Source organism: Mesorhizobium sp. WSM3879, from assembly GCF_002294915.1.
Lineage (GTDB): Bacteria > Pseudomonadota > Alphaproteobacteria > Rhizobiales > Rhizobiaceae > Mesorhizobium.
The window spans coordinates 86480-108961 of sequence record NZ_NSFZ01000005.1 but is presented as its reverse complement, the minus strand read 5'-3'; the positions used below and the strand labels follow the sequence as shown (position 1 = coordinate 108961).

General features: G+C 64.1%; 19 protein-coding genes, 1 tRNA gene and 1 other RNA gene. 6 read left to right on the top strand and 15 right to left on the bottom strand.

Annotation, left to right across the window (positions count from 1 at the left end):
• Nucleotides 1-81: 81 nt before the first annotated feature.
• The 3 genes from CK218_RS13510 to CK218_RS13500 form a co-directional block, all read right to left on the bottom strand.
• Entirely contained in the window at nt 82-270 is a 189-nt protein-coding gene (locus tag CK218_RS13510; RefSeq protein WP_067003764.1) for a DUF2158 domain-containing protein, read from the bottom strand.
• A 127-nt stretch (nt 271-397) separates the two neighbouring features.
• On the bottom strand, nt 398-2143 hold the full coding sequence (locus CK218_RS13505; protein WP_095828210.1) for an adenylate/guanylate cyclase domain-containing protein: 1746 nt from the start codon (nt 2141-2143) through the stop codon (nt 398-400).
• Between the two features lie 479 nt (nt 2144-2622).
• Nucleotides 2623-2698: transfer RNA gene (locus CK218_RS13500), tRNA-Thr, on the bottom strand.
• 346 nt (nt 2699-3044) lie between these two features.
• Between CK218_RS13500 and CK218_RS13495 the strand changes: the two genes are divergently transcribed.
• Nucleotides 3045-4247, top strand: coding sequence for a hypothetical protein (locus CK218_RS13495; RefSeq protein ID WP_095777610.1), 1203 nt, complete (start codon nt 3045-3047; stop codon nt 4245-4247).
• A gap of 104 nt (nt 4248-4351) precedes the next feature.
• Here the strand turns inward: CK218_RS13495 and CK218_RS13490 are convergent, their stop codons facing one another.
• Together CK218_RS13490 and CK218_RS13480 are read right to left on the bottom strand one after the other, a co-directional pair.
• Nucleotides 4352-5953 (bottom strand): cisplatin damage response ATP-dependent DNA ligase, encoded by a 1602-nt coding sequence (locus tag CK218_RS13490; protein ID WP_095828036.1) that lies wholly within the window; start codon nt 5951-5953, stop codon nt 4352-4354.
• Nucleotides 5954-6185: 232 nt separating this feature from the next.
• Nucleotides 6186-7196 carry a ligase-associated DNA damage response exonuclease gene (locus CK218_RS13480; RefSeq protein ID WP_095828209.1) on the bottom strand — a complete coding sequence of 337 codons (1011 nt, stop codon included), beginning with the start codon at nt 7194-7196 and terminating at the stop codon, nt 6186-6188.
• Nucleotides 7197-7304: 108 nt separating this feature from the next.
• Between CK218_RS13480 and CK218_RS13475 the strand changes: the two genes are divergently transcribed.
• Both CK218_RS13475 and CK218_RS13470 read left to right on the top strand, forming a co-directional pair.
• The gene (locus tag CK218_RS13475; protein WP_095828035.1) at nt 7305-8222 is read left to right on the top strand and encodes a methyltransferase domain-containing protein; all 918 of its coding nucleotides are present in this window, start codon (nt 7305-7307) and stop codon (nt 8220-8222) included.
• Between the two features lie 75 nt (nt 8223-8297).
• Nucleotides 8298-8681 (top strand): hypothetical protein, encoded by a 384-nt coding sequence (locus CK218_RS13470; protein ID WP_066996215.1) that lies wholly within the window; start codon nt 8298-8300, stop codon nt 8679-8681.
• Here CK218_RS13470 and CK218_RS13465 read toward each other — a convergent pair.
• The 7 genes from CK218_RS13465 to CK218_RS13430 form a co-directional block, all read right to left on the bottom strand.
• On the bottom strand, nt 8675-9616 hold the full coding sequence (locus CK218_RS13465; RefSeq protein ID WP_095777532.1) for a glyoxylate/hydroxypyruvate reductase A: 942 nt from the start codon (nt 9614-9616) through the stop codon (nt 8675-8677). The genes CK218_RS13470 and CK218_RS13465 overlap by 7 nt on opposite strands.
• Before the next feature lie 29 nt (nt 9617-9645).
• The gene (locus CK218_RS13460; RefSeq protein WP_066996221.1) at nt 9646-11274 is read right to left on the bottom strand and encodes an ABC transporter ATP-binding protein; all 1629 of its coding nucleotides are present in this window, start codon (nt 11272-11274) and stop codon (nt 9646-9648) included.
• Nucleotides 11271-12410, bottom strand: a complete 1140-nt coding sequence (locus CK218_RS13455) for an ABC transporter permease (protein WP_066996224.1) — start codon at nt 12408-12410, stop codon at nt 11271-11273. The genes CK218_RS13460 and CK218_RS13455 overlap by 4 nt, the downstream gene beginning before the upstream one ends.
• Nucleotides 12410-13504 carry a microcin C ABC transporter permease YejB gene (locus CK218_RS13450; protein WP_066996227.1) on the bottom strand — a complete coding sequence of 365 codons (1095 nt, stop codon included), beginning with the start codon at nt 13502-13504 and terminating at the stop codon, nt 12410-12412. Before CK218_RS13450 ends, CK218_RS13455 begins: the two co-directional genes overlap by 1 nt.
• Before the next feature lie 279 nt (nt 13505-13783).
• Nucleotides 13784-15661 (bottom strand): extracellular solute-binding protein, encoded by a 1878-nt coding sequence (locus CK218_RS13440; RefSeq protein WP_095782869.1) that lies wholly within the window; start codon nt 15659-15661, stop codon nt 13784-13786.
• Nucleotides 15661-17538 carry an extracellular solute-binding protein gene (locus CK218_RS13435; protein ID WP_066996236.1) on the bottom strand — a complete coding sequence of 626 codons (1878 nt, stop codon included), beginning with the start codon at nt 17536-17538 and terminating at the stop codon, nt 15661-15663. The genes CK218_RS13440 and CK218_RS13435 overlap by 1 nt, the downstream gene beginning before the upstream one ends.
• 156 nt (nt 17539-17694) lie before the next feature.
• The gene (locus tag CK218_RS13430; RefSeq protein ID WP_095828034.1) at nt 17695-18396 is read right to left on the bottom strand and encodes a cytochrome c family protein; all 702 of its coding nucleotides are present in this window, start codon (nt 18394-18396) and stop codon (nt 17695-17697) included.
• Between the two features lie 192 nt (nt 18397-18588).
• On the opposite strand from CK218_RS13430, the gene CK218_RS13425 reads away from it, so the two are divergent.
• Together CK218_RS13425 and CK218_RS13420 are read left to right on the top strand one after the other, a co-directional pair.
• Nucleotides 18589-19317 carry a 3-deoxy-manno-octulosonate cytidylyltransferase gene (locus CK218_RS13425; RefSeq protein ID WP_066996241.1) on the top strand — a complete coding sequence of 243 codons (729 nt, stop codon included), beginning with the start codon at nt 18589-18591 and terminating at the stop codon, nt 19315-19317.
• A 26-nt stretch (nt 19318-19343) separates the two neighbouring features.
• Nucleotides 19344-20207: a prephenate dehydratase gene (locus CK218_RS13420; RefSeq protein WP_066996244.1), complete on the top strand. Its 864-nt coding sequence runs from the start codon at nt 19344-19346 to the stop codon at nt 20205-20207.
• A 269-nt stretch (nt 20208-20476) separates the two neighbouring features.
• Here CK218_RS13420 and CK218_RS13415 read toward each other — a convergent pair whose 3' ends face one another.
• From CK218_RS13415 to CK218_RS13405, 3 genes are read right to left on the bottom strand one after another with little or no spacing between them, the layout of a single operon-like run.
• Entirely contained in the window at nt 20477-20779 is a 303-nt protein-coding gene (locus CK218_RS13415; protein WP_095777526.1) for a Dabb family protein, read from the bottom strand.
• A 10-nt stretch (nt 20780-20789) separates the two neighbouring features.
• Nucleotides 20790-21731, bottom strand: a complete 942-nt coding sequence (gene nudC, locus CK218_RS13410) for an NAD(+) diphosphatase (RefSeq protein ID WP_095777525.1) — start codon at nt 21729-21731, stop codon at nt 20790-20792.
• A gap of 39 nt (nt 21732-21770) precedes the next feature.
• Nucleotides 21771-22190, bottom strand: a complete 420-nt coding sequence (locus CK218_RS13405) for an HIT family protein (RefSeq protein WP_066996253.1) — start codon at nt 22188-22190, stop codon at nt 21771-21773.
• Between the two features lie 180 nt (nt 22191-22370).
• On the opposite strand from CK218_RS13405, the gene ffs reads away from it, so the two are divergent.
• An RNA gene (gene ffs / locus CK218_RS13400) (signal recognition particle sRNA small type) lies at nt 22371-22467 on the top strand.
• The last annotated feature ends 15 nt before the right edge of the window (nt 22468-22482 follow it).

Sequence of the window (22482 nt, the reverse complement as noted above, 5' to 3'; positions counted from 1 at the left end):
TCGGTCGTTTCTGACGAGACAATTAGCAAGAGTCCGGCAAGAAGCCGGGCCGGAGCCGATCGGGAACGAGGGTGAGCGAAACTATTTCCGTTCGTCGACCACCATCAGCTGATCCGGCTTGAAGCCGGCATGTTGCGGGGTCCACACGTCGCCGTCACGATTGAACCAGTGGCACAGATACGTGCCCGAGGCAGCGCCATCACTCACCGTCATCTCCGGGCCTCCGGATTTTAGCCTGACGACGTCACCGGTCTTGAAAGTGTTGGGCATTTTGGCCTCCTTGCTAGAGACCGGGAGTTTCCCACCAACAGCGATTCTCGACAATGCCCGAGATGCGCGGCAAAGCCGCCTGGCCGCACGCGGCGCGCAGGAGAGGGCATCGTTGCAGCCGCGGCGATCACTCCGGCACGCCGGCGATGCCCAGCGCCTCGACGTAGCGCTCGGCGAACACCTTGTCCAGCCACGGGTTGATCCGTCTCTGCAGGGTGAGCGTGAAGGTCGGGAACGCCTCCATCAGGCGGCGCGCCGCGGCCTGCGCCTCGTCCAGCCGGTTGAGCTTGACCAGCGCCATGATCACCACGCGGTGCGAGGAGCCGTAGTTCGGCATCTCGTGCAGCGCGCGTTCTCCCCATGCCAGCGCTTCCTCGTAGCGCTCGAGCATCAGATAGCTCATCCCGATGCCGGAGAGCGCGATGCCTTTCTCGGGGTCGACCGGACTCAGCCGCATCGCCCTGTGAAAGTGCTCGATCGCCACGAGCGGGCGGCTGGAATGCGCGTTCACCCAGCCGCTGCCGGTATGGCCCTGCGCCGAATTGGGGTTGAGCAGCAGGGACCGTTCGATCGTGCCCAGCGCCATCTCGTATTCCTTCGCGCTGTAGGCGATCACCTGCGCCGCGAAGCGCAGGCTGGTGGGGTCGTCGCGCGCTTCCGCCAGCACCTCGCGCGCCATGCGCGCGGCGACTCGCACATCGTCGGGCTCGTGCCAGCACTGGCTCACGGATAGGCTGCGGATATAGGCGCCGAGTGCCTTCGCCAAGGTGAAGCCAGGGTCGATGCTGAGCGCCTCGTTGGTGAGTCGGCGCACATCGGCAAAGCCTTCGCGCGTCATGCTGTAGAAGCGCGGCAGTGCGCGAAGGTAAAGGTCGTAGGCGCTGATGTAGTCGGTCGGCTTCATGCGCGCCTGCTTGATCTCCTCCAGCCGGATGCTCGGCTCGACAGCACCGACGACGCTCTCGGTCACCTTGTCCTGCAGGTCGAAGATGTCGCTCACGTCGCCTTCGAAGCGGCCGGTCCAGACATGGTGACCGCTGATCGCGTCTACCAACTGCCCGCTGATGCGCACGCGAGATCCGGCTCTGCGGATGCTGCCTTCGAGCACGTAGCGGACGCCCAGCTCGCGCCCGACCTGGCGCAGGTCGACCGCCCGGCCCTTGTAGGTGAAGGACGAGTTGCGGGCGATCACGAAGAAGGAGTTCACCCGGCTCAATCCCGTGATGATGTCCTCGACCAGCCCGTCGGCGAAGTATTCCTGGTCAGGGTCGCCGCTCATGTTGGTGAAAGGCAAAACCGCGATCGAGGGCTTCTCGGGCAGGGGAGGCGGTGCAGCCACCGAGGCGCTGGCGTCGGTCTCGACGCGGTAGGCGCGCACGGGCCGCTCGATGTTCTTGAGGCGCAGGTTGCCGAGCGGCGTGAAGCCGCAGTCGAGCTTGCCCTGGAGGTGGTCGTAGGCGGTGCCCGAGACGACCACGCTCCCGGGATCGGCGGCGCTTTCGAGGCGGGCGGCGATGTTGACCCCGTCGCCGTAGAGGTCGCCGTCCTCCTCGCAGACCACGTCGCCGAGATTGACGCCGATGCGCAAGCGAATCCGCTCTTCCTCCGGCGTTTCCGCCTCGTGTTCCGCCACAGCCTGCTGGATCGCCACCGCCGATGTCACCGCATTGACGACGCTCGCGAATTCGCAGAGCATGCCGTCGCCGGTGAGCTTGACGATGCGCCCCTGGTTCTCGGAAACCAGCGGTTCGAGGAGGTCCTTGCGGTAGGCCTTCAGCCGCTCGAGCGTGCCGCGTTCGTCGCGCTCCGTCAGGCGCGAATAGCCAACCACGTCGCAAGCCAGGATCGCTGCGAGGTGGCGCTGCGTGCTCATTGCACGGCTCAGCCAGGCGCCTGCACGCGGGCCGTCCCCCGTCCATGTCCTGCCGGCTTCCATGCGCCTCACCTGCACGCTATCCATCTTTCCCAATCTCCGCCCGTCGCTGGAACGGAGAGCAATTTGACCTTGCCCTCACGAGATTCCGCTATCCAGCTTGCGAAGCGTGGAGCGTTCAGTCGCGCGCTACAGCCAACCAACGACTCGCCCACGCAGCCTCTGGGGACGCTGACGCCACTTCCAGAAGGCCGGGGATGTTGCCTGGCTTGTGTAACCGGTTGACGCCACCGTGGCGGCGCTTTTGTATCGGCATCACACCGAACACTCACGCTTGGAGGTGCTGAGGTCGGCAAGCGGCGAAATGCTGCCGTACGACGCCGCAGCGTTTCGGCTTAGGGCGATCTTGGGTGGGTTTATGGGCGAACCCAAATCCACCCGACAGGTATGGTATTGGAATTACACGCTTTTAGAAAAACTGGTGCCGCTTGCGTGACTCGAACACGCGACCCCATCATTACGAATGATGTGCTCTACCAACTGAGCTAAAGCGGCCCGGGAAGCCGCTGGGCTTCCAAGATGCGCCGGTTGATAGACTCAACCGACAGCTAATTCAAGATGGCTGGCGGCGAAATCCTGCGCTCATGCGCGGCAATTCCGTCGCTTGCCGCTGCGCGACAGCCTTAAGCGCCGCGCCAGCACGGCTTGCGGGCTCGCCGGCGGGAGGCTCCGATTCCGTTGCAGGCCGATCCGGCGGCGGCGACAAAAATGTTGATTCTTCAACAAAAAACGCCGAAATGGGCATTGGATGCGTCGGCAAGGCAGCCGCCCGCCCGTTGATTGACTGGTCGCCTGCGGCTAACGATCGATAACTGTGAGCGAACGCGCAGAGGGAGCTCGCTTGGACGCCATCGAGAAAGCGATCCGCAACGCCTTCGAGAAAGGCAATCCCGAGGACCGGGCGTTTCGCGAGAAGGTCTATCGCTCGGCCTTTGCCGCGCTCGATCGCGTGCTGCAGGCCAACCCGAACGTGACGGTGGAAGCCGCCATCAACCGCCGCAAGGCGGTGCAGGCCAAGATCACCGAGATCGAATCCGAATTCCTGCCGGCTGTCCAGGCCGTTCCTGACGTGACGCTTCCGCTGGACAGCGGTCCATTCGTCGGCAACGCCGCGCCGGGGCCGGCGGTCGACACGCCGAGCCAGTCTCCCGCGCCGCCGGTGGATGCCCCGCGGGGCCCCGACCAGGCGGCACCGTCGCCGTCGATCACCGTCGACGGTCCGGTGCAGCCCGACACATCGGATGCGCCGCGCTCGCGCGTGCTGCCCCGCGTGCCCGACATCATGCCGGACGAGGCGCTTCCGAACGCGCCGACGCTTGATGACTCCCCCGGAGCGTCCATCGGCAACGGCGCCGAAGTGGCGCCGGATCGCGATGAACGGCGTATCCGTGGCCGGCGCCTGCCGCTCACCGCCATCTTTGTCGCGGCGACTCTGCTGGCGGCTGCCGGCATCGGCCTCTATTTCGCCAAGCAGACCGGCGTCTTCAAGACGGCAGCTGAACTCAACACCGGTCCGCCGGAGCCGACCCCGACGCTGGAAGACGAAGACTCCTCGCAGCCTGCCGACACCGGTTCGCCGCAGAAGCCCGGCGAGGCGGATCAGTCGAAGAACTGGATCAACGTCTTCTCGCCCAGCGATCCGACCCATGTCAGCACACCGTCCGACGCCGCCGCCGATGTCATGAAGGACGACACCGGCCAGTTCCTGCGCGTCCGCTCGGGCGCATCCGGCTCGGCCATTGCCTTCGATGTCGGCCAGGGCGTGCTGGAAAAGCTCGCCGGCAAGCATGCCATGTTTGACATCATCGCCCGCTCGGAAGAAGGCAAGGAGACGCAGATCTCGGTCGACTGCAATTTCGGCGAGCTCGGCGATTGCGGCCGCAAGCGCTATGCCGTCGGCCATGAGCGCAACGAATACCTGTTCGACGTGCAGTTCCCGAACAAGCATCCGGGTGCGGCCGGCACCATCGCCGTCAACTCCGACTTCGACAAGCAGGGCAAGTCCGTCGACATCTACGAGATCCGCGTATCGATCGCGGAGTGACCTCGGCATCGGCAGCGAGCGGCTATCTCCAGGGATGCGACCGACCTCCCCTTGATGGGAAGGTCGGCGCGAAGCGCCGGGTGGGGTGAAGCGTCGGCAGATTTCTAGCTGTCGAGCAGCGCCTGCAGCGTCTCGATCCGGTCGGCCTCGGCGGCCGGCTTGTCCCAGCGCAGCCGTGAGATGCGCGGAAAGCGCATCGCGACGCCAGATTTATGGCGCGTTGAGCGGTTGAGCCCTTCGAAGGCCACTTCCAGCACCAGCCCATTCTTGCGATCGGCGCGCACCGAGCGCACCGGCCCGAACCGCTCGATCGTATGGTCGCGCACATATTTGTCGATTTGCCGCAGCTCCTCGTCGGTGAAGCCGAAATAGGCCTTGCCGACCGGCACCAGCTCTTCCGATCCCTCCGGGCCGGACCAGACCCCGAAGGTGTAGTCGGAATAGAAGCTCGAGCGCTTGCCGTGGCCGCGCTGCGCATACATCAGCACCGCGTCGATCGTGTGCGGATCGCGCTTCCACTTGAACCAGGGGCCTTTCGGCCGGCCGGCAAGATAGGGCGAATCCCAGCGCTTCATCATCACTCCTTCGATGATCGGATGCGGCGGCGCCTGGCGCAGCCGCTCCAGCGTCTCCCAATCCGAAAATTCGACCAGCGGCGAAAGGTCGAAGCGGCTGGGATCGAGCGTCTCGACGAAGGCTCCGAGCCGGGTGCGGCGCTCGGCGAAGGGGAGGCTGCGCAAATCCTCGCCGTTGATCTGCAGCGCGTCGTAGCAGCGCATGAAGGCCGGATATTGCTGCTGGATTTTTGGCGAGACGCTCTTGCGGTTCAGCCGCTGCTGCAGGTCGGAGAAGGTTCCGGTCGCCTCGCGCGGATCGCCGACCAGCAATTCGCCGTCGAGCGCCGCCTCGAAATCCATCGTCGCGGCGAGGTCCGGGAAGGCGCCGGAAACATCGTCGCCGGTGCGCGAATAGAGCCGGCGGATGCCGCCCTCGCACACCGCCTGGACGCGGATGCCGTCCCACTTCCACTCCGCCGCATAATCGGCCGGATCGAGCTTTTCCAAGTCGCCGTCGTCGACCGCGTTGGACAGCATCACCGGCCGGAACAATGCGAGCGCGGCGCTCCTCGGTTTTTCCGCCCGGCCTTCCAGCCACGCAAAGAGCGCCGTGTAGGGTGGCGTCAGCCCGTGCCAGAGCTCCTCGATCTCGACCACATCGACTTGGCCGAGATCGGCCAACGCCTGCTTGGCAAGCCGCGCCGACACGCCGATGCGCAACCCGCCGGTAACCAGCTTGATGATGGCGAAGCGCGCAGAGATGCTGGCGCTGTCGAGAAGCCTGGCGAGCACCTGCGGCCCGTCGGAGCGGCTCGCCGCCTGCAGCTTGCCGACCACTTCGGCGAGCGTCGGCGCGTGGTTCGGTATGTGGCCGGCCGGCTGCGGCCAGACCAGCGACACCGTCTCGGCGAGATCGCCGACATAATCGTAGGAATAGCCGAACAGCACGGGGTCCATCCGCTCGACCACCAGCGCGCGCAGCATCGCCGGCCTCACCGCCGCGATCGACAGATCGCCGGTGATCGCCGCCAGCGCCAGCCCGCGGTCGGGATCCTCGACGCTGCGGAAATAGTCGGTGAGCAGCGTCAGCTTGCCGTTGCGCGAAGGCGTCAGCACCAGCCGGTCGAGGAGCTCGGCGAAGCGGTTCATGCGCGACACGCCAATGACGAAAGCCGGCGCGAGGCACCCCCCTCTGTCCTGCCGGCCATCTCCCCCTCAAGGGGGGAGATCAGATGCCGCGCCGGCTTTCGCCAATCTCTCGCGTCGCGCGAGATGCGTCGGCGCTGAAACTGCCAATCTCCCCCTTTGAGGGGGAGATGTCCGGCAGGACAGAGGGGGGCGCCGTAGAACTCGGCGGCGGCGATTGGCGAACACTGTTCCATCAATCGCCCTCGTCCTCGTAGCCCACCAGATGCAGCGGCCGCGCCGCAATGCCCTCCAGCTCGCACCAGCGCACCAGCGCTTCCTCGCGGCCATGCGTCACCCAGATCTCCTCGGCGCCCGTTTCCTTGATCGTGGCGATGAGCTCGTCCCAGTCGGCATGGTCGGAAATGATCAGCGGCAGCTCGACGCCGCCCTGCTTGGCGCGCTGACGGATGCGCATCCAACCTGAAGCGAAGCAGGCGATCGGGTCGGGGAAGCGCCGCGCCCAGCGGTCGGCGAAGGCGGCCGGCGGCCCGACGACGATGGCGCCTTCGAAATCGGCCTTGCCGCCGCTTTCCACCGTCGCTGGTTCGAGTTGCCCCAGATCGATGCCCTGGCTCTGGTAATATTCGCTGAGCTTGGCGAGCGCGCCGTGGATATAGATCGGCCTGTCATAGCCGGCCTCGCGCAGCAGCCGCATGACGCGCTGCGCCTTGCCGAGCGCATAGGCGCCGATCAGGTGCGAACGCTCGGGAAATTGCATCGCCGATTTGAGCAGGCGCGCGATCTCCTCATGGTCCGGCGGGTGCCGGAACACCGGCAGCCCGAAGGTCGCCTCGGTGATGAAGACATCGCAAGGCACCGGCTCGAACGGCAGGCAGGTAGCGTCCTTCTGGCGCTTGTAGTCGCCGGAGGCGACGATGCGCAGGCCCTGATGCTCGACGACGATCTGCGCCGAACCCAGCACATGCCCGGCCGGATGGAAAGTGACGGAGACGCCGTTGATATCGATCGTCTCGCCGATGACGGCTGCCTGCGTGGTTTCGGCGAAATCCTCGCCATAGCGCAGGCCCATGATGTCGAGCGTTTGCTGGGTGGCAAGCACCGAGCGGTGGCCTGAGCGCGCATGATCGGAATGGCCGTGCGTGATCAGCGCGCGGCTGACCGGCCGCACCGGATCGATGAAGAAATCGCCTGGCGGACAGTAGAGCCCTTCGGGTCGTGGCTTGAGCAGGTCGCTGGCGCGCATGGCCTTGAACATAGTGGCTAAATTCGACGCGGGAAGCCTGTTGCAACAGACTGCTGACTCGTCCTACAGCCGGCCGCCGGTTCGCACACCGGCGGGATCAATGGAACCATGAAACCACTTCAGGCCTCCTCCGGCGATTTGAACGCCGACCGTCGCGCCGACTTTGCCGAGATGCTGCTGGCCTCCGGCGAGCCTGCGCAGGCGGCGGAGCTTTTGCTTGGCGCGCTGGAACTGGCGCCGCAATGGACGGCGGGCTGGTTCCGGCTCGGTGAAATGCAGGAGGCCGCACGTTTTCCCGACCAAGCCGCCCACTCATGGGCGATGGCCATGAAGCTCGATCCCGCGGACCGGCTGGGTTCCGCGCTCAAGCTGCAGCTGATCGGCCATGCGCTGGCGGCAGCGGCTCCGCCCAGCGCTTTCGTCGAGACCCTGTTCGATCACTATGCCGACAATTTCGAGCAATCGCTGGTCGGGAAACTCGGCTATCGGATGCCCGAGTTTCTCGAGCGCGCCATTCGCGCGGCGAGCCCGGGCCGGTTCCGGCTGGCGCTCGACCTCGGCTGCGGCACCGGCCTGATGGGCGAAAGGCTGCGCCCGATCGTCGACCGGCTGGAAGGCTATGACATTTCGAGCAGCATGTTGCGGAAGGCGCGCGCCAAAGGCATCTACGACCGGCTTTCCAAGTCCGATCTCCAGCATTTTTCTCGACCCGACGCGAAAGCCGACCTCGTGGTCGCCGCCGACGTGTTCATCTATGTCGGGGCGCTCGAACGCATTGTTGGAGCAATTGCCGACAGTCTGGTCGATGAAGGGCTCTGTGCGTTCTCGGTCGAGACATTTGCCGGTGGCGATGACTTTGCATTGCTGCCCTCGCGGCGCTACGCGCATTCCGAGGCTTATGTGCGGCACGTTCTCGCCGACAGCGGGTTTGCGATCCTGTCGCTGGAAAGCACGACCATCCGGCATGACCGCGGCGAGGCCGTAGGAGGCCTTGCGGTAATAGCCCGTCGCAGGCCGGCGGAATGAGGGCGACGGCTGCTCGCGAAAAAGCCCGAATCGCGTGTCGGCTTAGGCTTGGGCGATATGGCACGGAGAATTACCATGCGCTGGACCATGGCTGTGTTGGCATCTTGCCTGATGACGGCCGGCTGCGTTGGCGGCACTTCGATGGCGGAGCGCCAGGACGAAAACGTCCAGTCGTCGCTGCAATATGACAGCGTGCCCTGCGACCAGCTGCTAGCCAATCGCAACGCGCTGGCGCAGCAATACAATCTGCCGGTCACCGCAAAACCGGCTTTCTCCAATCCGGCGATGGGTTTTGGCCCGTTCACGCCGGACATGCGCTCCAGGGCGCAGCGCGACAGCGACAAGGCGAGCGGCGAGATCGACGCAATGAACCGTTCGATCGAACGGCGCGATTGCGGCAAGCCGAAGAAGAAGGACAAGTTCGCGCTGCCGGGCTCGAAGCCGGCGTCTGCTCAGTAACCCGCTTCGCGATCGACGACGTTTTCGAGCTTTTCGCCGCGCTCGAAGGCAGCCATCTGCCGAAGCATGATCGGCACCAGATGGGCCGGGTCCGAGGTCGCCGCCGCATGCGGCGTCACGAACACTTTCGGATGGCTCCACAGCGGGCTCGTCTTGGGCAGCGGCTCGACCTCGAACACGTCGAGGCTCGCTTCCTTCAGCGTGCCGTCTTCCAGCGCGCGCAGGATGTCGGCATCCTTCTGCAGCCGCCCGCGCCCGGCGTTGATCAGCACCGAGCCGCCAAGGCCGTTGCGTTTGCGCAATTCCTTCAGAACGGCGTAATTGACGATGCCTTGCGTGCGCGGCGTCAGCGGCAACAGCACCACCAGGATGTCGGTGGCGTTGAGGAAGGGGATCAGCCCGCCTTCGCCGGAATAGGTCGAGACCCCCTGCATGGGGTGCTCGGTGCGCGACCAGCCGTTCACGGCGAAGCCTAGCGCCAAAAGCACCGATGCCGCGGCGCGGCCAAGGTTGCCGAGACCCATGATGCCGACGGAGATGTCGCCGGCCGGGCGTTGCGGCGGCTCGTGCCAGGTCTTCTTCTGCTGTTGCGCTCGGTAGAGCATGCCCTGGCGATGGTGGTCGAGCACGCGCCAGACGACATATTCGGTCATGTATTGCGTGAGATTGTCGGCAACGACCCGGACGATCGGCACCTCGGGCAGGCCGGGGTCGGCGAAGATATGGTCGACGCCTGCGCCGATCGAGAAGATGGCGCGCAAATTGGGCAGCGACGACAACAGATTCGGTTTCTGCTTCCACACCACTGCATAAGCGATCGAGGGATCGCTCGGACCATCAGGCTCCAGCACCACCTCGCGCTCGGCCGCGAGCAGTTCGCGCCAGCGCTGCGGGTGAAAGCCGGTGAGGGCAAGCAAGACTTTGCCTTTTTCCATTCGCGCAGTATCTTTCCTGTGTTTCCAGCCTACTCGCTGACGACCCCGGTCGGTGCCGTTTCGATCCGGAACGCGGCCGAGATCAGCGCCCTCGTATAGTCGGTTTGCGGGCGGTCGAAAATCTGTTCGGACGGCCCGGCTTCGACGATCTGACCATTGCGCATGACGATCACGTCGTTGGCAAGGGCGCGGATGACCTTCAGGTCGTGGCTGATGAAGAGATAGGCGAGGTTGTGCCTGGCCTGCAGGTTGCGCAACAGATCGACCACCTGCGCCTGCACGCTCATGTCGAGCGCCGAGGTCGGCTCGTCGAGCATGACGAAGCGCGGGTTGAGCACCATGGCGCGTGCGATGGCGACGCGCTGGCGCTGGCCGCCCGAGAATTCATGCGGATAGCGGTGACGCGTCTCCGGGTCGAGACCGACTTCCTTCAGCACCTCGACGACCTTGTCGTCGCGCTCATCGGGCGAGAGTTTCGGCGCGTGGATCTTCAGCCCTTCCTCGATGATCTCCGCGACCGACATGCGCGGGCTCAAGGATCCGAACGGGTCCTGGAAGACGATCTGCAGTTCGCGCCGCAGCGGCCGCATGGCGCTGAAGGAAAGCTGGTTGATGTCGCGCCCGTTGAAGTTGATCGCGCCCGTGGACGAGATCATCCGCGCGAGCGCCAGGCCGAGCGTCGTCTTGCCGGAGCCGGATTCACCGACGACGCCGAGCGTCTGGCCGGCGCGCACGGTAACGTCGATGCCGTCCACCGCCTTCACATGGTCGACGGTGCGGCGGAAGAAGCCCCGCTTGATCGGGAACCAGACCTTGATGTCCTTGCCGGTCATCACCGCCGTGGCATCGGCATTCGCCGCCGGCGGTTTGCCCTTCGGCTCGGCGGCCAAGAGGTGCTTGGTATAGGCGTGTTGCGGGTTGGCGAAGATCTCCTTGGTCGGCCCGGTCTCGACTATTTTGCCCTTCGTCATGACGCAGACGCGGTCGGCGATCTTTCTGACGATGCCGAGGTCATGGGTGATGAATAGCATCGACATGCGCTTGCGGCTTTTCAGGCCGGCGAGCAGTTCGAGGATCTGCGCCTGCACGGTCACGTCGAGCGCCGTCGTCGGCTCGTCGGCGATCAAGAGTTCCGGCTCGTTGGCCAAGGCCATGGCGATCATGACGCGCTGGCGCTGGCCGCCGGAGAGCTGGTGCGGATAGGCATCGAGCCGCTTCTGCGGGTCGCGTATGCCGACCTCGGTGAGCAGCTCCAACGTGCGAGCGTGGGCCTGGCGATCGCCCAGCCCCTGATGCAGCTTCAGCACCTCGACGATCTGCTGCTCGATCGTGTGCAGCGGATTGAGCGAGGTCATCGGCTCCTGGAAGATCATGGTGATCTTGTTGCCGCGCACGCCGCGCAGCGTCCTTTCGTTGGCGTGGAGCAGGTCGGCGCCGTGGAACAGGATCTTTCCCGAGGGGTGGCTGGCCGACGGGTAGGGCAACAGCTTCAGCACCGAGAGCGCCGAGACCGATTTGCCGGATCCGGATTCGCCGACCAGCGCCACCGTCTCGCCCTTGCCGATGTCGAAGGAGACGTGGTCGACGGCAATCGACTGCTTGCCGCCTTGCGCGAAGGCGACACTCAAATCGCGGACGGAAAGCAGAGGCTCGCTCATTTGAACGTCTTGCGCGGATCGAAGGCATCGCGCGTCGCCTCGCCGATGAAGACCAGCAGCGACAGCATCAGCGAAATCACGATGAAGCCCGAGATGCCGAGCCATGGCGCGTTGAGATTGCGTTGCGCCTGCTTCAGCAATTCGCCGAGCGAGGCCGAACCCGGCGGCAGGCCGAAGCCGAGATAGTCGAGCGAGGTCAGCGTCGAGATCGAGCCCGAGAGCAGGAAGGGCAGGAAGGTCAGCGTCGCCACCATGGCGTTGGGCAGGAGATGGCGGAACATGATGGTGAGGTTGGGCACGCCAAGCGCGCGCGCCGCGTTGACATATTCGAAGTTGCGCGCGCGCAGGAACTCGGCCCGTACTACGCCGACCAGCGCCACCCAGGAGAACAGCAGCATCAGGCCGAGCAGAATGAAGAAGCCGGGCGGCAGGATGGCAGAGACGATGAGCAGCAGATAAAGCACCGGGATCGCCGACCAGATCTCGATGAAGCGCTGGAACAGAAGGTCCGTCCAGCCGCCGAAATAGCCTTGCACCGCGCCCGCCGCGACGCCGATCAGCGAGGAGCCGAGCGTCAGGATCAGCCCGAACAGCACCGAGATGCGGAAGCCGTAAAGCACGCGTGCCAGCACGTCCCGCGCCTGGTCGTCGGTGCCCAGCCAATTCCAGTTGCCGACGACGCAGTTGGGATCGGCTTCGCCCTGCGGATACTGGCTGCAGCGCGTCTTCTTGTCGTAAAGCCATGACGGCTTGGCGGGTGCGGCTTCAGGGATGGCGTTGTTGACCGTTTGGTAGGAGTAGCGGACCGGCGGCCAGATCATCCAGCCATTGGCATTGATCTCGTCCTGGATCACCGGATCGCGATAGTCCGTGACGGCATAGAAGCCGCCGAACTTCTCCTCCGGATACGCGACCAGCACCGGAAACAGGATCTCGCCCTTGTAGGAGGCGATGATAGGCTTGTCGTTGGCGATCAATTCGGAAAACAGCGACAGCACGAACAGCAACAGGAAGATCCACAGCGACCAGTAGCCGCGCCGGTTCGCCTTGAAGTTTTGCAGCCGCCGCTGATTGAGCGGCGACAACCACGGCCGGGCGGCGCGGGCCGGCTTGGTTTCTGCCGAAGCTGCCGTCATCAGACGTCTCTCCGCTCGAAATCGATGCGCGGATCGACCCAGGTGTAGATCAGGTCCGAGAGCAGGGCGACGAACAGGCCGAGCAGCGAGAAGATGTAGAGATTGGCGAAGACCACCGGATAGTCGCGGTCGATCACCGACTTGAAGCCGAGCAGGCCGAGCCCGTCGAGCGAGAAGATGTTCTCGATCAGCAGCGAGCCGGTGAAGAAGGCCGAGATGAAGGCTCCCGGGAACCCTGCGATAACGATCAGCATAGCGTTGCGGAAGACATGGCCGTATAGCACCTTGCGCTCCGAGAGACCCTTGGCGCGCGCCGTCACCACATATTGCTTGCGGATCTCCTCGAGGAACGAGTTCTTGGTCAAAAGCGTCGTCGTGGCGAAGGCCGACAGCACAAGCGCGGTCAGCGGCAGCGTCATGTGCCAGAAATAGTCGATGATCTTGTCCGGCCAGGACAACTGGTCCCAATTGTCGGAAACGATGCCGCGCAGCGGGAACCAATCCCAGAACGAGCCGCCGGCAAACAGCACCATCAAAAGGATGCCGAACAGGAAGCCCGGGATGGCGTAGCCGACGATCACCACGCCGCTCGTCCAGACATCGAAGGTCGAGCCGTCCTGCACCGCCTTGCGGATGCCGAGCGGGATCGAGATCAGGTAGGAGAGCAGCGTGATCCAGAGCCCGATCGAGATCGACACCGGCATCTTTTCCAGGATCAGGTCGAGCACCGAGATGTCGCGGAAATAGCTGTCGCCGAAGTCGAATCGGGCATAGTTCCACAGCATCATGCCGAAGCGCTCGAGCGGCGGCTTGTCGAAGCCGAACTGCTTTTCGAGCTTCTTGATGAATTCGGGATCCAACCCTTGAGCGCCGCGATACTTCGAGCCGACATCGCCGGCGACGTCGAAATTGGTGGCGCCCGCGTCGCCACCGCCGCCGCCCAGGCGATCGGTGCCGCCCTGATTGGTGAGCTTGGCGATGACCTGCTCGACCGGGCCGCCCGGCGCGAACTGGATGACGGCGAACGAGATCGCCATGATGCCGAACAGCGTCGGGATCATCAGAAGGATGCGGCGCAGGATATAGGCGCCCATCAGATGTTGCCCTCCTTGGGGAAGACCACTGTATCTGGAGGTGCCCCCGAGGCAATCGCTTCAGACCAATTGTCGGCGTCGGCGCCGCCCCTCATCGTCCTGCCGGACATTTCTCCTCCTATAGTGACGGGGAGAAAGGGGCTGGCCGCAATCTCGGCACTTTCGCCACGCCGCTTGTGATTGGCGAAACCAAAGATGAAGGCTTCCCTCTCCCCGTCACTATACGGGGAGAGGATGCCGGCAGGCAGGTGAGGGGCGGCACCTTCGCCCGCATGAAAGTCACCCTTTGCCAATTTTCGCCGCCTTGCCCTTGTCGACCCACCACAGCGCTTCGACCGGAAAGCCGAAATCGGGCTTCTGCTCGGGAAAGCCGAACATGTCCCAATAGGCGCTTCGGTGATTCGCCAGATACCAACTTGGAATCCAATCGCGCCGAGCGCGCAAGGCCCGATCGAGCGCCCGCATGGCGACGGTGAGGCTCTCACGGTCCTTGGCCGCGCCGACGGCGTCGATCAGCGCGTCTATAGCCGGACTCGCTATGCCCGGCAGGTTCCGAGAGCCTGAAACCGACGCGCTTCGCGAATGGAAGAAGATCTCGAGGTCGTCGCGTGTCGGCGTGGCGCTGAAGGAGTAGGCGGCCGAGATCAGATCGAAATCGAAGGTCGATTGCCTGAGCTGGTATTGGGCGGAATCGACCAGCCGGATCGAAGCGTTGATGCCGATCGCCTTCATGTTGGCGACCCAGGGCGAATAGACCTGCACGAAGGTCTCGTCTTCCACGAGGAACTCGGCGGGCAACCGCGCGCCCTTGTCGTTGACGACGAAATCGCTGGAGCGTTTCCAGCCGGCTTCGGCAAGCAGCTTCGCCGCCTTACCAAGCAGTTTGCGGTCGCGTCCCGAGCCGTCCGAGGCTGGCTGCGTCACCGCTTCGCCGAAGGCCTCCGGCGGCAGCTTCTCGCGCAGGGGCTCCATCAGCGCGAGTTCTGGCGGCGGCGGCATGCCTTCGGCGCGAAAGTCGGATTTCTCGAAGCAGGATTGCGAGCGCTCATAGGAGCCATAGAAGAAATTGCGCCGCGTCCATTCGAAGTCGAAGCAGAGCGCGATAGCTTGCCGCACGCGCGGGTCCTGGAACTGCGCGCGCCGTTGGTTGACGGCTGTCGCCTGCATCGACGGCACCGTCTCGGCCGGGAATTCGTGCTTCACCACCTTGCCGTCGGTAAAGGCCGGAAAGTTGTAAGCCGTCGCCCAGACGCGCGAGGTGAATTCCTCGCGATAGAGGATCTCGCCCTTCTTGAAGGCTTCGAAGCCGGCCGTGCGGTCCTGGTAGAACTCGATGCGGATACGCTCGAAATTGTTCTGGCCGCGGTTGACCGGGAGGTCGTTGCCCCAATAATCGGCCACCCGCTCGTACTCGATCCAGGCGCCCGCCGACCAGCGCCCGACCTTGTACGCGCTCGAGCCGAGCGGCGGGTTGAGCTGCGACGAATCGAAGGGGTTGGCCGTGAAGAAGGCCTTCGACAGGATCGGAAACGCGACGACGTTCAGGATGGTACGGGCCGATTGCTTGCCGGAGAACTTGAGCTCGACCGTATGGGCGTCCTTCACCACCGCGTTGTCGAGATGCGTCAACGACAGCGAATAATCCGGATGCCCCTTGTCCTTCAGCAGTTTGAAGGTGAAGGCGACATCGTCGGCGGTGAGCGGCGTGCCGTCATGGAAGCGCGCCTGCGGGCGCAGCGAGAAGGTGAAGCCGTTGCGGTCGTCGGAAATTGTGACCCCGTCGGCGATCAGCCCATAGACGGCGTCAGGCTCGTCGAGCGCCCGCACCATCAGCGAATCGAAGCACATTTCCATGCGCTGCGGCGCATCGCCCTTGGGCACGAAGGAGTTCAGCGTGTTGAACGTCAAAGGGCTCTGGTTTTGGCCCCAGTTGGGCGGCGAGAAATTGAAGGTGCCGCCTTGCGGCGCATCGACGTTGACATAGTCGAAATGCGCGAAGTCAGGCTTGTATTTCAAATCGCCGAACGCCGACAGCCCATGCAATTTGACACCGGTCGGGGTCTGGGCGAAAGCCCGACCCGGCAGCAGCGCTGCGGCAGTCGCCGCCGCGCCGAGCGCCAGGAAGTCGCGACGAGGAAGCAATGTCTGCCGCCTCATCAGTTGCCCCTGTATTTGGCGGTCAATGCCTTTTCCTTCGCCGTATCGATCCACCAGGAGTCGATATCGGCGCCACGGTAGCTGGGCTGCTTTTCGGGCATGCCGAACTTGTTCCAGTAGGCAAGCCAGACCACCGCCCGGTAGTATTGCGGCACGGTATAGTAGTTCCACAACAGCACGCGATCGAGCGCATGAGTGGCGGCGACGAGATCGTCGCGGTCGGTGGCGAAGATGACGCGGTCCACCAGCGCGTCGACGACCGGGTCCTTGATGCCGGAGTAATTGCGCGAGCCGGGTGAATCGGCGGACTTCGAACTCCAGAAATCGCGCTGTTCGTTGCCGGGCGAATCCGACTGCTGCAGCACGTTGGTGATGACGTCGTAGTCGAAATTGTTGACGCGGTTGACGTACTGGCTTGGGTCGATGATGCGCAGCGTCGCATCGACGCCGATCTTGCGCAGATTGGCGATATAGTTGCCGGAGAGGATCTGATCCGTGTCGGACGTGCCGAGGATCTCGAATTTGAACGGCGCGCCGGTCTTGGCGTTCATCATCTTGCCGCCCTTGATCACCCAGCCGGCCTGGGCGAAGAGGTCGACAGCCTGCTTCAGATATTTCCGCTCCGCTTGTGGTGAGTCGTAGACCGGCAGCTTGAATTCCTGGGTGAAAAGTTCAGGCGGCAGCTTGTCGCGATACTTCTCCAGGATTTCGAGTTCCTTGCCTTGCGGCAGACCGCTCGACGCGAGTTCCGTACCTTGGAAATAGCTTTGGGTGCGCGTGTTGGAATTGAAGAACAGCGTTCGGTTCATCGTCTCGAAGTCATAGGGATAGGTCAGCGCCTCGCGGACCCGGCGATCCTGGAACAGCGCCCGGCGCTGGTTCAGCATGAAGGCCTGCATCGGCTCCGGCGAAGTGGTCTTGAATTCCTTTTTGATCACGTCGCCGGCGTTCACCGCCGGAAAGTTGTAAGCCGTCGCCCAGCGCCGCGAGCTGTTTTCGGCCTTGATGTCGTCTAGCCCGCCCTTGGTAAAGGCCTGCCACGCAGCATTCTCGTCCAGTATGTAGGTGAAGCGCTGGGTGTCGAAGTTCTCCCGGCCGATCTTCACCGGCAGCTTGGCGCCCCAGTAATCAGCCACGCGCTGCCAGACGATCTCGGAACCCGGCTTGAAGCTGGCGATCTTGTAGGCGGCTGATCCCAGCGGCGGCTCGAGAGTCGGCCTGGTGATGTCGCGCTTCTTGCCGCTGGCATCGGTGCCCTCCCACCAGTGCTTCGGCAGGACGACCAGATCGCCGATAATCTTGGGCAGCTCGCGGTTGCCCTTCTGGTTGAAATGAAACTCGACCTCGCGGTCGGAAATCGCCACCGCGTCGGTAACGTTCTCGAAATAGCGGTTGTATTGGGGGGCGTTGGCCTTCAGCACCTGGAACGACCAGACCACATCGTCGACGGTGATCGGCTGGCCGTCATGCCATTTCGCTCGCCGGTCGAGCCGGTAGGTCGCAGAGGAATAGTCGGGCGGGTATTTATAGGCCTCGGCAACCAGCGGGTGGCTGACGCTGCCCTCGTCGGTCGCCTGGTCCATCAGCGTGTCGTAGAGCAGGCCGCCGCCGAACCCGGCGAGCCCCGCGGCCGGCGACCCCGGCACGATATAGGGATTGAAGCTGTCGAAAGTGCCGACAACGACGGAGTCGTGGGCGCCACCCTTGGGAGCGTCCGGATTGACATAGTCGTAGCGTTGGAAATTTTCGCCGTATTTGGACGGGCCGGTCAGCGAGGACGTGGTGTGCCACTCATCAGCGAGGCTGGCCTGCAGGCTGGCGGCGAAGGCGATCGCCAGCATCGATGCGAAAAACGTCCGGGAGCGGCCGACCGTCATGCGTTCTCCTCGTCGCAACAGTACCCACCGGCAATCTAGATCATTTGACGCCGGTGAAAACCGCAAGCGCCGGCTTTTGTCTCAGCATATGCGGCTTTCCTAACAAAAAAGCCGGGACGAACCCGGCTTTTCCAAGGTGTCTTTATGACGAAATGTTTATTGCGCGGGCGCGACCGGCTTGGCCGGGGCGGCACCTTCGGCCGGCTTTGCCGGAGCCGCACCTTCGGCCGGCTTGGCGGGTGCCGCACCTGCGGCCGGCTTCGCCGCGGCGGCGCCTTCGGCGGGCTTGGCTTCCGCCGAAGCGCCCGGCTGCGGCAGCGGCTTCGGATTGTCCGACAGCGTGCGCAGATAGGCGATCACGTTGGCGCGGTCCTCATCCTTCGGCAGGCCGGCAAAGCCCATCGCCGTGCCCTTCACGAACTTCTTCGGCGCGTTGATGAAGTGGTTGAGGTTGTCGTAGGTCCACTTCTCGGCGCCGCCCTTGGAGAAATCCTTCATGCCGGCCGAATAGGCGAAGCCCTCATGCTCGGCGACGGGGCGATCGATGATGTCCCAGAGGTCCGGACCGACCTTGTTGGGGCCGCCCTTTTCGCCGGAATGGCAGGCCTGGCACTTCTTGAAAATGGCGGCGCCCGTCTCGGCATTGGCGGTTGCGAGCAGGTCGGCGATCGGCTTGGCTTCGGCCGCGGGCGCGGCAGCGCCGCCGCCTTCGGCCGGCTCGGCCGCCTCGATGGCGAAGCCCGGCTTCTCGGGAGCGGGGGAGGCAAACAGCCCGTCGGAAACGATGCCCACGGAAAAGACGACGAAACAGGTTCCGAGGAATCCGGCGAGCAGCTTGTTGACTTCGTTGGAATCCATACGCCCCTTGCTCCCTTTTCCGGCGGACCGTCCCGTCCACTCCGTCCGTCGGTATAGCGAAGGCCCCAACGGGCCCGTTAAATCGCGCGGAAACTAGGTCTTTTGCTTCGTCGTTGCAACACCTATAAGGGCGCTTCCAGTGAGACGTTTTGCCACTTTTCCATCCGCTTCCCCGGCTGTCCCAGAAGTCCCATGTCGACATTGATCCTGATCCCCGCCCGCATGGCCTCGACGCGCCTGCCGGGCAAGCCGCTGGCCGACATCGCCGGCGCGCCGATGATCGTCCATGTCGCCCGCCGCGGCGCCGAGGCTGGGCTCGGCCGTGTGGTGGTGGCGACCGACACCGAAGCGGTCGCCTCGGCGGTAAGGGATCACGGTTTCGAGGCGGTGATGACGCGCGCGGACCACGAATCGGGATCCGACCGCATCTTCGAGGCCCTCACCGTGCTGGACCCGGAGAAAAAGGTCGAAACCATCGTCAACGTCCAGGGCGATCTGCCGACCATCGATCCTGAGATCATCGGCGCATCGCTGCGGCCCTTCGCCGACCCGTCGGTCGACATAGCCACGCTCGGCGTCGAGATAGTGCGCGACGAGGAAAGGACCAATCCGAACGTGGTCAAGATCGTCGGCTCGCCGCTCTCGGCGACAAGGCTGAAGGCGCTCTATTTCACGCGCGCCACGGCGCCGTGGGGGGAGGGCCCGCTCTATCACCACATCGGCCTCTATGCCTACCGCCGGACAGCGCTGGAACGCTTCGTGGCGCTGAAGCCGTCGCCGCTCGAACGCCGTGAGCGGCTGGAGCAGCTGCGGGCGCTGGAAGCCGGCATGCGCATCGATGCCGAGATCGTCCGGTCGCTGCCGCTCGGCGTCGACACGCCCGACGATCTCGAGCGCGCCAGGCAAATTCTTTCAAACTGAGACATCCGTAAGCGAGACCTTGGCGCATGCCTGAAAAGACCAACAGAATATCCTTCCAGGGCGAGCCGGGCGCCAATTCCGATACCGCTTGCCGCAACATGTTCCCCTCGATGGAGCCGTTGCCCTGTCCCACCTTCGAAGACGCCTTCAACGCGGTCGAGACCGGCAAGGCCGAGCTCGCCATGATCCCGATCGAGAACACGATTGCCGGGCGCGTCGCCGACATCCATCATCTTTTGCCGGAATCGCGCCTGCACATCGTCGGCGAGTATTTCCTGCCCATCCATTTCCAGCTGATGGTGCTGCCGGGCGTGAAACGCGAAGAGATCAGAAGCGTGCACAGCCATATCCATGCCCTTGGCCAATGCCGCAAATACATCCGCAAGAATGGCTGGAAGCCGGTTGTCGCCGGCGACACGGCGGGATCGGCCAAGATGGTCTCCGAGGTCAAGGACCGCACGATGGCGGCACTTGCGCCTGCGCTTGCCGCCGAGCTCTACGGCCTCGACATCATCGAGAAGAATGTCGAGGACACCGACTCGAACGTCACCCGCTTCGTCGTGCTGACCAAGAACAAGCAATGGGCCGAGCGCCCCTCGCTGGAAGCCAAGATGATGACCACCTTCATCTTCCGCGTCCGCAACGTGCCGGCCGCGCTCTACAAGGCCATGGGCGGCTTCGCCACCAACGGCATCAACATGACCAAGCTCGAGAGCTACCAGCTCGGCGCTTTCACAGCGACGCTGTTTTATGCCGACATCGAGGGCCACCCCGATGATCCGCTGGTCAAGCTGGCGCTCGACGAATTGCGCTTCTTCTCGCGCGAGATGCGCATTCTCGGCGTCTATCCGGCAAGCGCGTCGCGCGAGCAGTGGAAGGTCGCCGATTAGGTGGTTCCTAGGACCTTCGAGATTGGCAAAGGCCTTGATGCTTCGTCATCCACGGGCGAAGCAAGGAGCGAAGCGAGGCGGCGCAGACCCGAGGATCCATGCCCGGACTTCAACGCGTTAGGACGGTCCAGATTCTGCTCCGCTGCGCCCCTCGACTGAGGTAACGGCATGGATCCCAGGGTCTGCGCTCCGCTTCGCGTCGCTCCGCCCTCGGATGACGACCTCATGGAGGTCCGCGTCAATCTTGGACGCCGGCGCTCGATCCAATCTCAGCCAAAGCCGAGCGGGACATAGTCGATCTCGAGAAATTTCTCGACCTCAGGCAGCCAGCGGTCGCGCACGAACGCGACGTGGTCGGGATGCTCGTTGTATCTGGTGTAGGCAGCCTGGTCGGCGAACTCCATCGAGAAGCCGAACTGATAGTCGTTCTTGGGGCTCACTTGGCGCAGCTGCTCGAAATGCGTCACACCCTTGATCGCCGTCAGGATCTTCTTGGCATCGTGGAGGAACCGCTTCGCCTCCAGCGAATGCGGCGGATGCTTTAGCGTGAACACGACGGTATGACGGATCATTTCTCGGCTCCTATTCGCTGTCGACCCAGGCGCGGATGAGGTGGTGGGCGATCGCCCCTTTCGGCGGCGTGATCAGGCCGCCCGGGTGCGTCCTCTCCAGCATCGAGCGCACCTCATCGCGGAAGAACCAGCGGCAGTCTTCGAGCTCGTTCAGGTCGGCCTGGATGTCCTCGTTCAGCGGCTCGCCGAAGCAGCCGATCATCAGCGAATAGGGGAACGGCCAGGGCTGGCTGGCGTGGTAGACGACGCGGCCGAGCCGGATTCCGGCCTCCTCCAGCGTCTCGCGGCGCACCGCCGCCTCGATCGTCTCGCCGGGCTCGATGAAGCCGGCAAGGGCCGAATACATGCCGGGCCCGAAATGCCGGCCGCGCCCGAGCAGGCATTTCTCGCGCGTCGCCGTCAGCATGATCGCCACCGGATCGGTGCGCGGGAAGTGGTCGGTGCCGCAGGCCGGGCAATGCCGCCTGTAGCCGCCGGCGCGCATCTCCGAGCGATTGCCGCATTTGCTGCAGAAAGCGTGGCTGGCATGCCAGGCCAGCAGCGCAGCGCCTTGCGCCAGCGCACCGGCCGCCGCTTCGTCGATCAGCCCTTGCATATAGACGGAGCGGTAGTCGATCGCCTTCACCGTTTCCGGCAGATTTTCCGGTTCGATCCCGGCGGGCACCGCCAGCACCGGGCCGCTCTCCGAGAGGCCGAGCAGCACGCCGCCGTCGAGCGAAACCTCGAAGGCCTCGCTTTCCGCCGCCTCGAACCATGGGTCGAATTTGCCGTCGTCGAGCTTCAGATAAAGCCTGCCGCCATGCATCAGCATCAGCCGCGCCGATCGCTCGCCAAGCGCCTTCTCGACCGCGTCGTCGGCGCGGTTTTCCGATTGCCGATCGATCCGGTTGCCGGCGAAACCGACGAATTGGCTCGGCTCGCGCAAAGGCGCGTCAAACAGACGAAAGTTCATAGGAGACTCGAGGAAAGCGCGGGGTGGACACTGATGGGCTTATAGCGCTGCCTTGATCTTTTCGGCAAACCGGCGGATGTCGGAGCGCTCATACGGCTCGCGCATGCCATGCCCCCAGACCGGCCCTGGCCAGCCGGGGTCGCTCTCGCTGCGGGCGATGACATGGACGTGCAGCTGGCGCACGATGTTGCCGAGCGCCCCGGTGTTGATCTTGGTGCAGCCGGTCACCCGCTTCAGCGCGTGCGCCACCATATTGGTCTCGAAGGTCAGCATCGTCTGGTCGAGCGGCGTCAGGTCGTGGATTTCCTCCACGCCCGGCCGCTGCGGCACCAGGACCAGCCACGGCCAGCGGCGATCGTTCATCAGCCGGAGCTCGCACAGGCCGAGCCACATGAGCTGCTCACTGTCCGCCTCCAATCGGGCGTCCAGTGTGAAACCGGCCTTTAGGCCAGGCAGCATGGGCGTTTCCCTCACTTTTCGAGAATGCTTCAAACCCTGAACGCTAGAGCGACGGCAAGGTGGCTGCAAGCGAATCATTGACCGCTCCTGCGGATTTGAAGGTCGTCTGCACCGCATGGCCTGGCCGGTGATCCACTACGACCCTTGCATTTCGCCGCTGAATTGCCGATATGGAGCTTGGGAGGTTGGTGGTGGACGATCCACTCGCCAACCGGGTCAGGTCCGGAAGGAAGCAGCCCTAACGAGCCCGGAACGGGTCATTGTTCCAGCCTCCCGCCTCTTCGCCTTTCTC

Excerpts from the sequence above, each read along its gene's own strand:
- CK218_RS13420 (WP_066996244.1), top strand. The coding sequence starts at position 19,344 with ATGCCTGAAAAGACCAACAGAATATCCTTCCAGGGCGAGCCGGGCGCC.
- CK218_RS13510 (WP_067003764.1), bottom strand. The coding sequence starts at position 270 with ATGCCCAACACTTTCAAGACCGGTGACGTCGTCAGGCTAAAATCCGGA.
- CK218_RS13490 (WP_095828036.1), bottom strand. The coding sequence starts at position 5,953 with ATGAACCGCTTCGCCGAGCTCCTCGACCGGCTGGTGCTGACGCCTTCG.
- CK218_RS13470 (WP_066996215.1), top strand. The coding sequence starts at position 8,298 with ATGCGCTGGACCATGGCTGTGTTGGCATCTTGCCTGATGACGGCCGGC.
- nudC (WP_095777525.1), bottom strand. The coding sequence starts at position 21,731 with ATGAACTTTCGTCTGTTTGACGCGCCTTTGCGCGAGCCGAGCCAATTC.
- CK218_RS13505 (WP_095828210.1), bottom strand. The coding sequence starts at position 2,143 with ATGAGCACGCAGCGCCACCTCGCAGCGATCCTGGCTTGCGACGTGGTT.
- CK218_RS13415 (WP_095777526.1), bottom strand. The coding sequence starts at position 20,779 with ATGATCCGTCATACCGTCGTGTTCACGCTAAAGCATCCGCCGCATTCG.
- CK218_RS13465 (WP_095777532.1), bottom strand. The coding sequence starts at position 9,616 with ATGGAAAAAGGCAAAGTCTTGCTTGCCCTCACCGGCTTTCACCCGCAG.
- CK218_RS13460 (WP_066996221.1), bottom strand. The coding sequence starts at position 11,274 with ATGAGCGAGCCTCTGCTTTCCGTCCGCGATTTGAGTGTCGCCTTCGCG.
- CK218_RS13430 (WP_095828034.1), bottom strand. The coding sequence starts at position 18,396 with ATGGATTCCAACGAAGTCAACAAGCTGCTCGCCGGATTCCTCGGAACC.
- CK218_RS13405 (WP_066996253.1), bottom strand. The coding sequence starts at position 22,190 with ATGCTGCCTGGCCTAAAGGCCGGTTTCACACTGGACGCCCGATTGGAG.
- CK218_RS13475 (WP_095828035.1), top strand. The coding sequence starts at position 7,305 with ATGAAACCACTTCAGGCCTCCTCCGGCGATTTGAACGCCGACCGTCGC.
- CK218_RS13480 (WP_095828209.1), bottom strand. The coding sequence starts at position 7,196 with ATGCGCGCCAGCGACCTGCTCAAGCCACGACCCGAAGGGCTCTACTGT.
- CK218_RS13435 (WP_066996236.1), bottom strand. The coding sequence starts at position 17,538 with ATGACGGTCGGCCGCTCCCGGACGTTTTTCGCATCGATGCTGGCGATC.
- CK218_RS13440 (WP_095782869.1), bottom strand. The coding sequence starts at position 15,661 with ATGAGGCGGCAGACATTGCTTCCTCGTCGCGACTTCCTGGCGCTCGGC.
- CK218_RS13450 (WP_066996227.1), bottom strand. The coding sequence starts at position 13,504 with ATGGGCGCCTATATCCTGCGCCGCATCCTTCTGATGATCCCGACGCTG.
- CK218_RS13455 (WP_066996224.1), bottom strand. The coding sequence starts at position 12,410 with ATGACGGCAGCTTCGGCAGAAACCAAGCCGGCCCGCGCCGCCCGGCCG.
- CK218_RS13425 (WP_066996241.1), top strand. The coding sequence starts at position 18,589 with ATGTCGACATTGATCCTGATCCCCGCCCGCATGGCCTCGACGCGCCTG.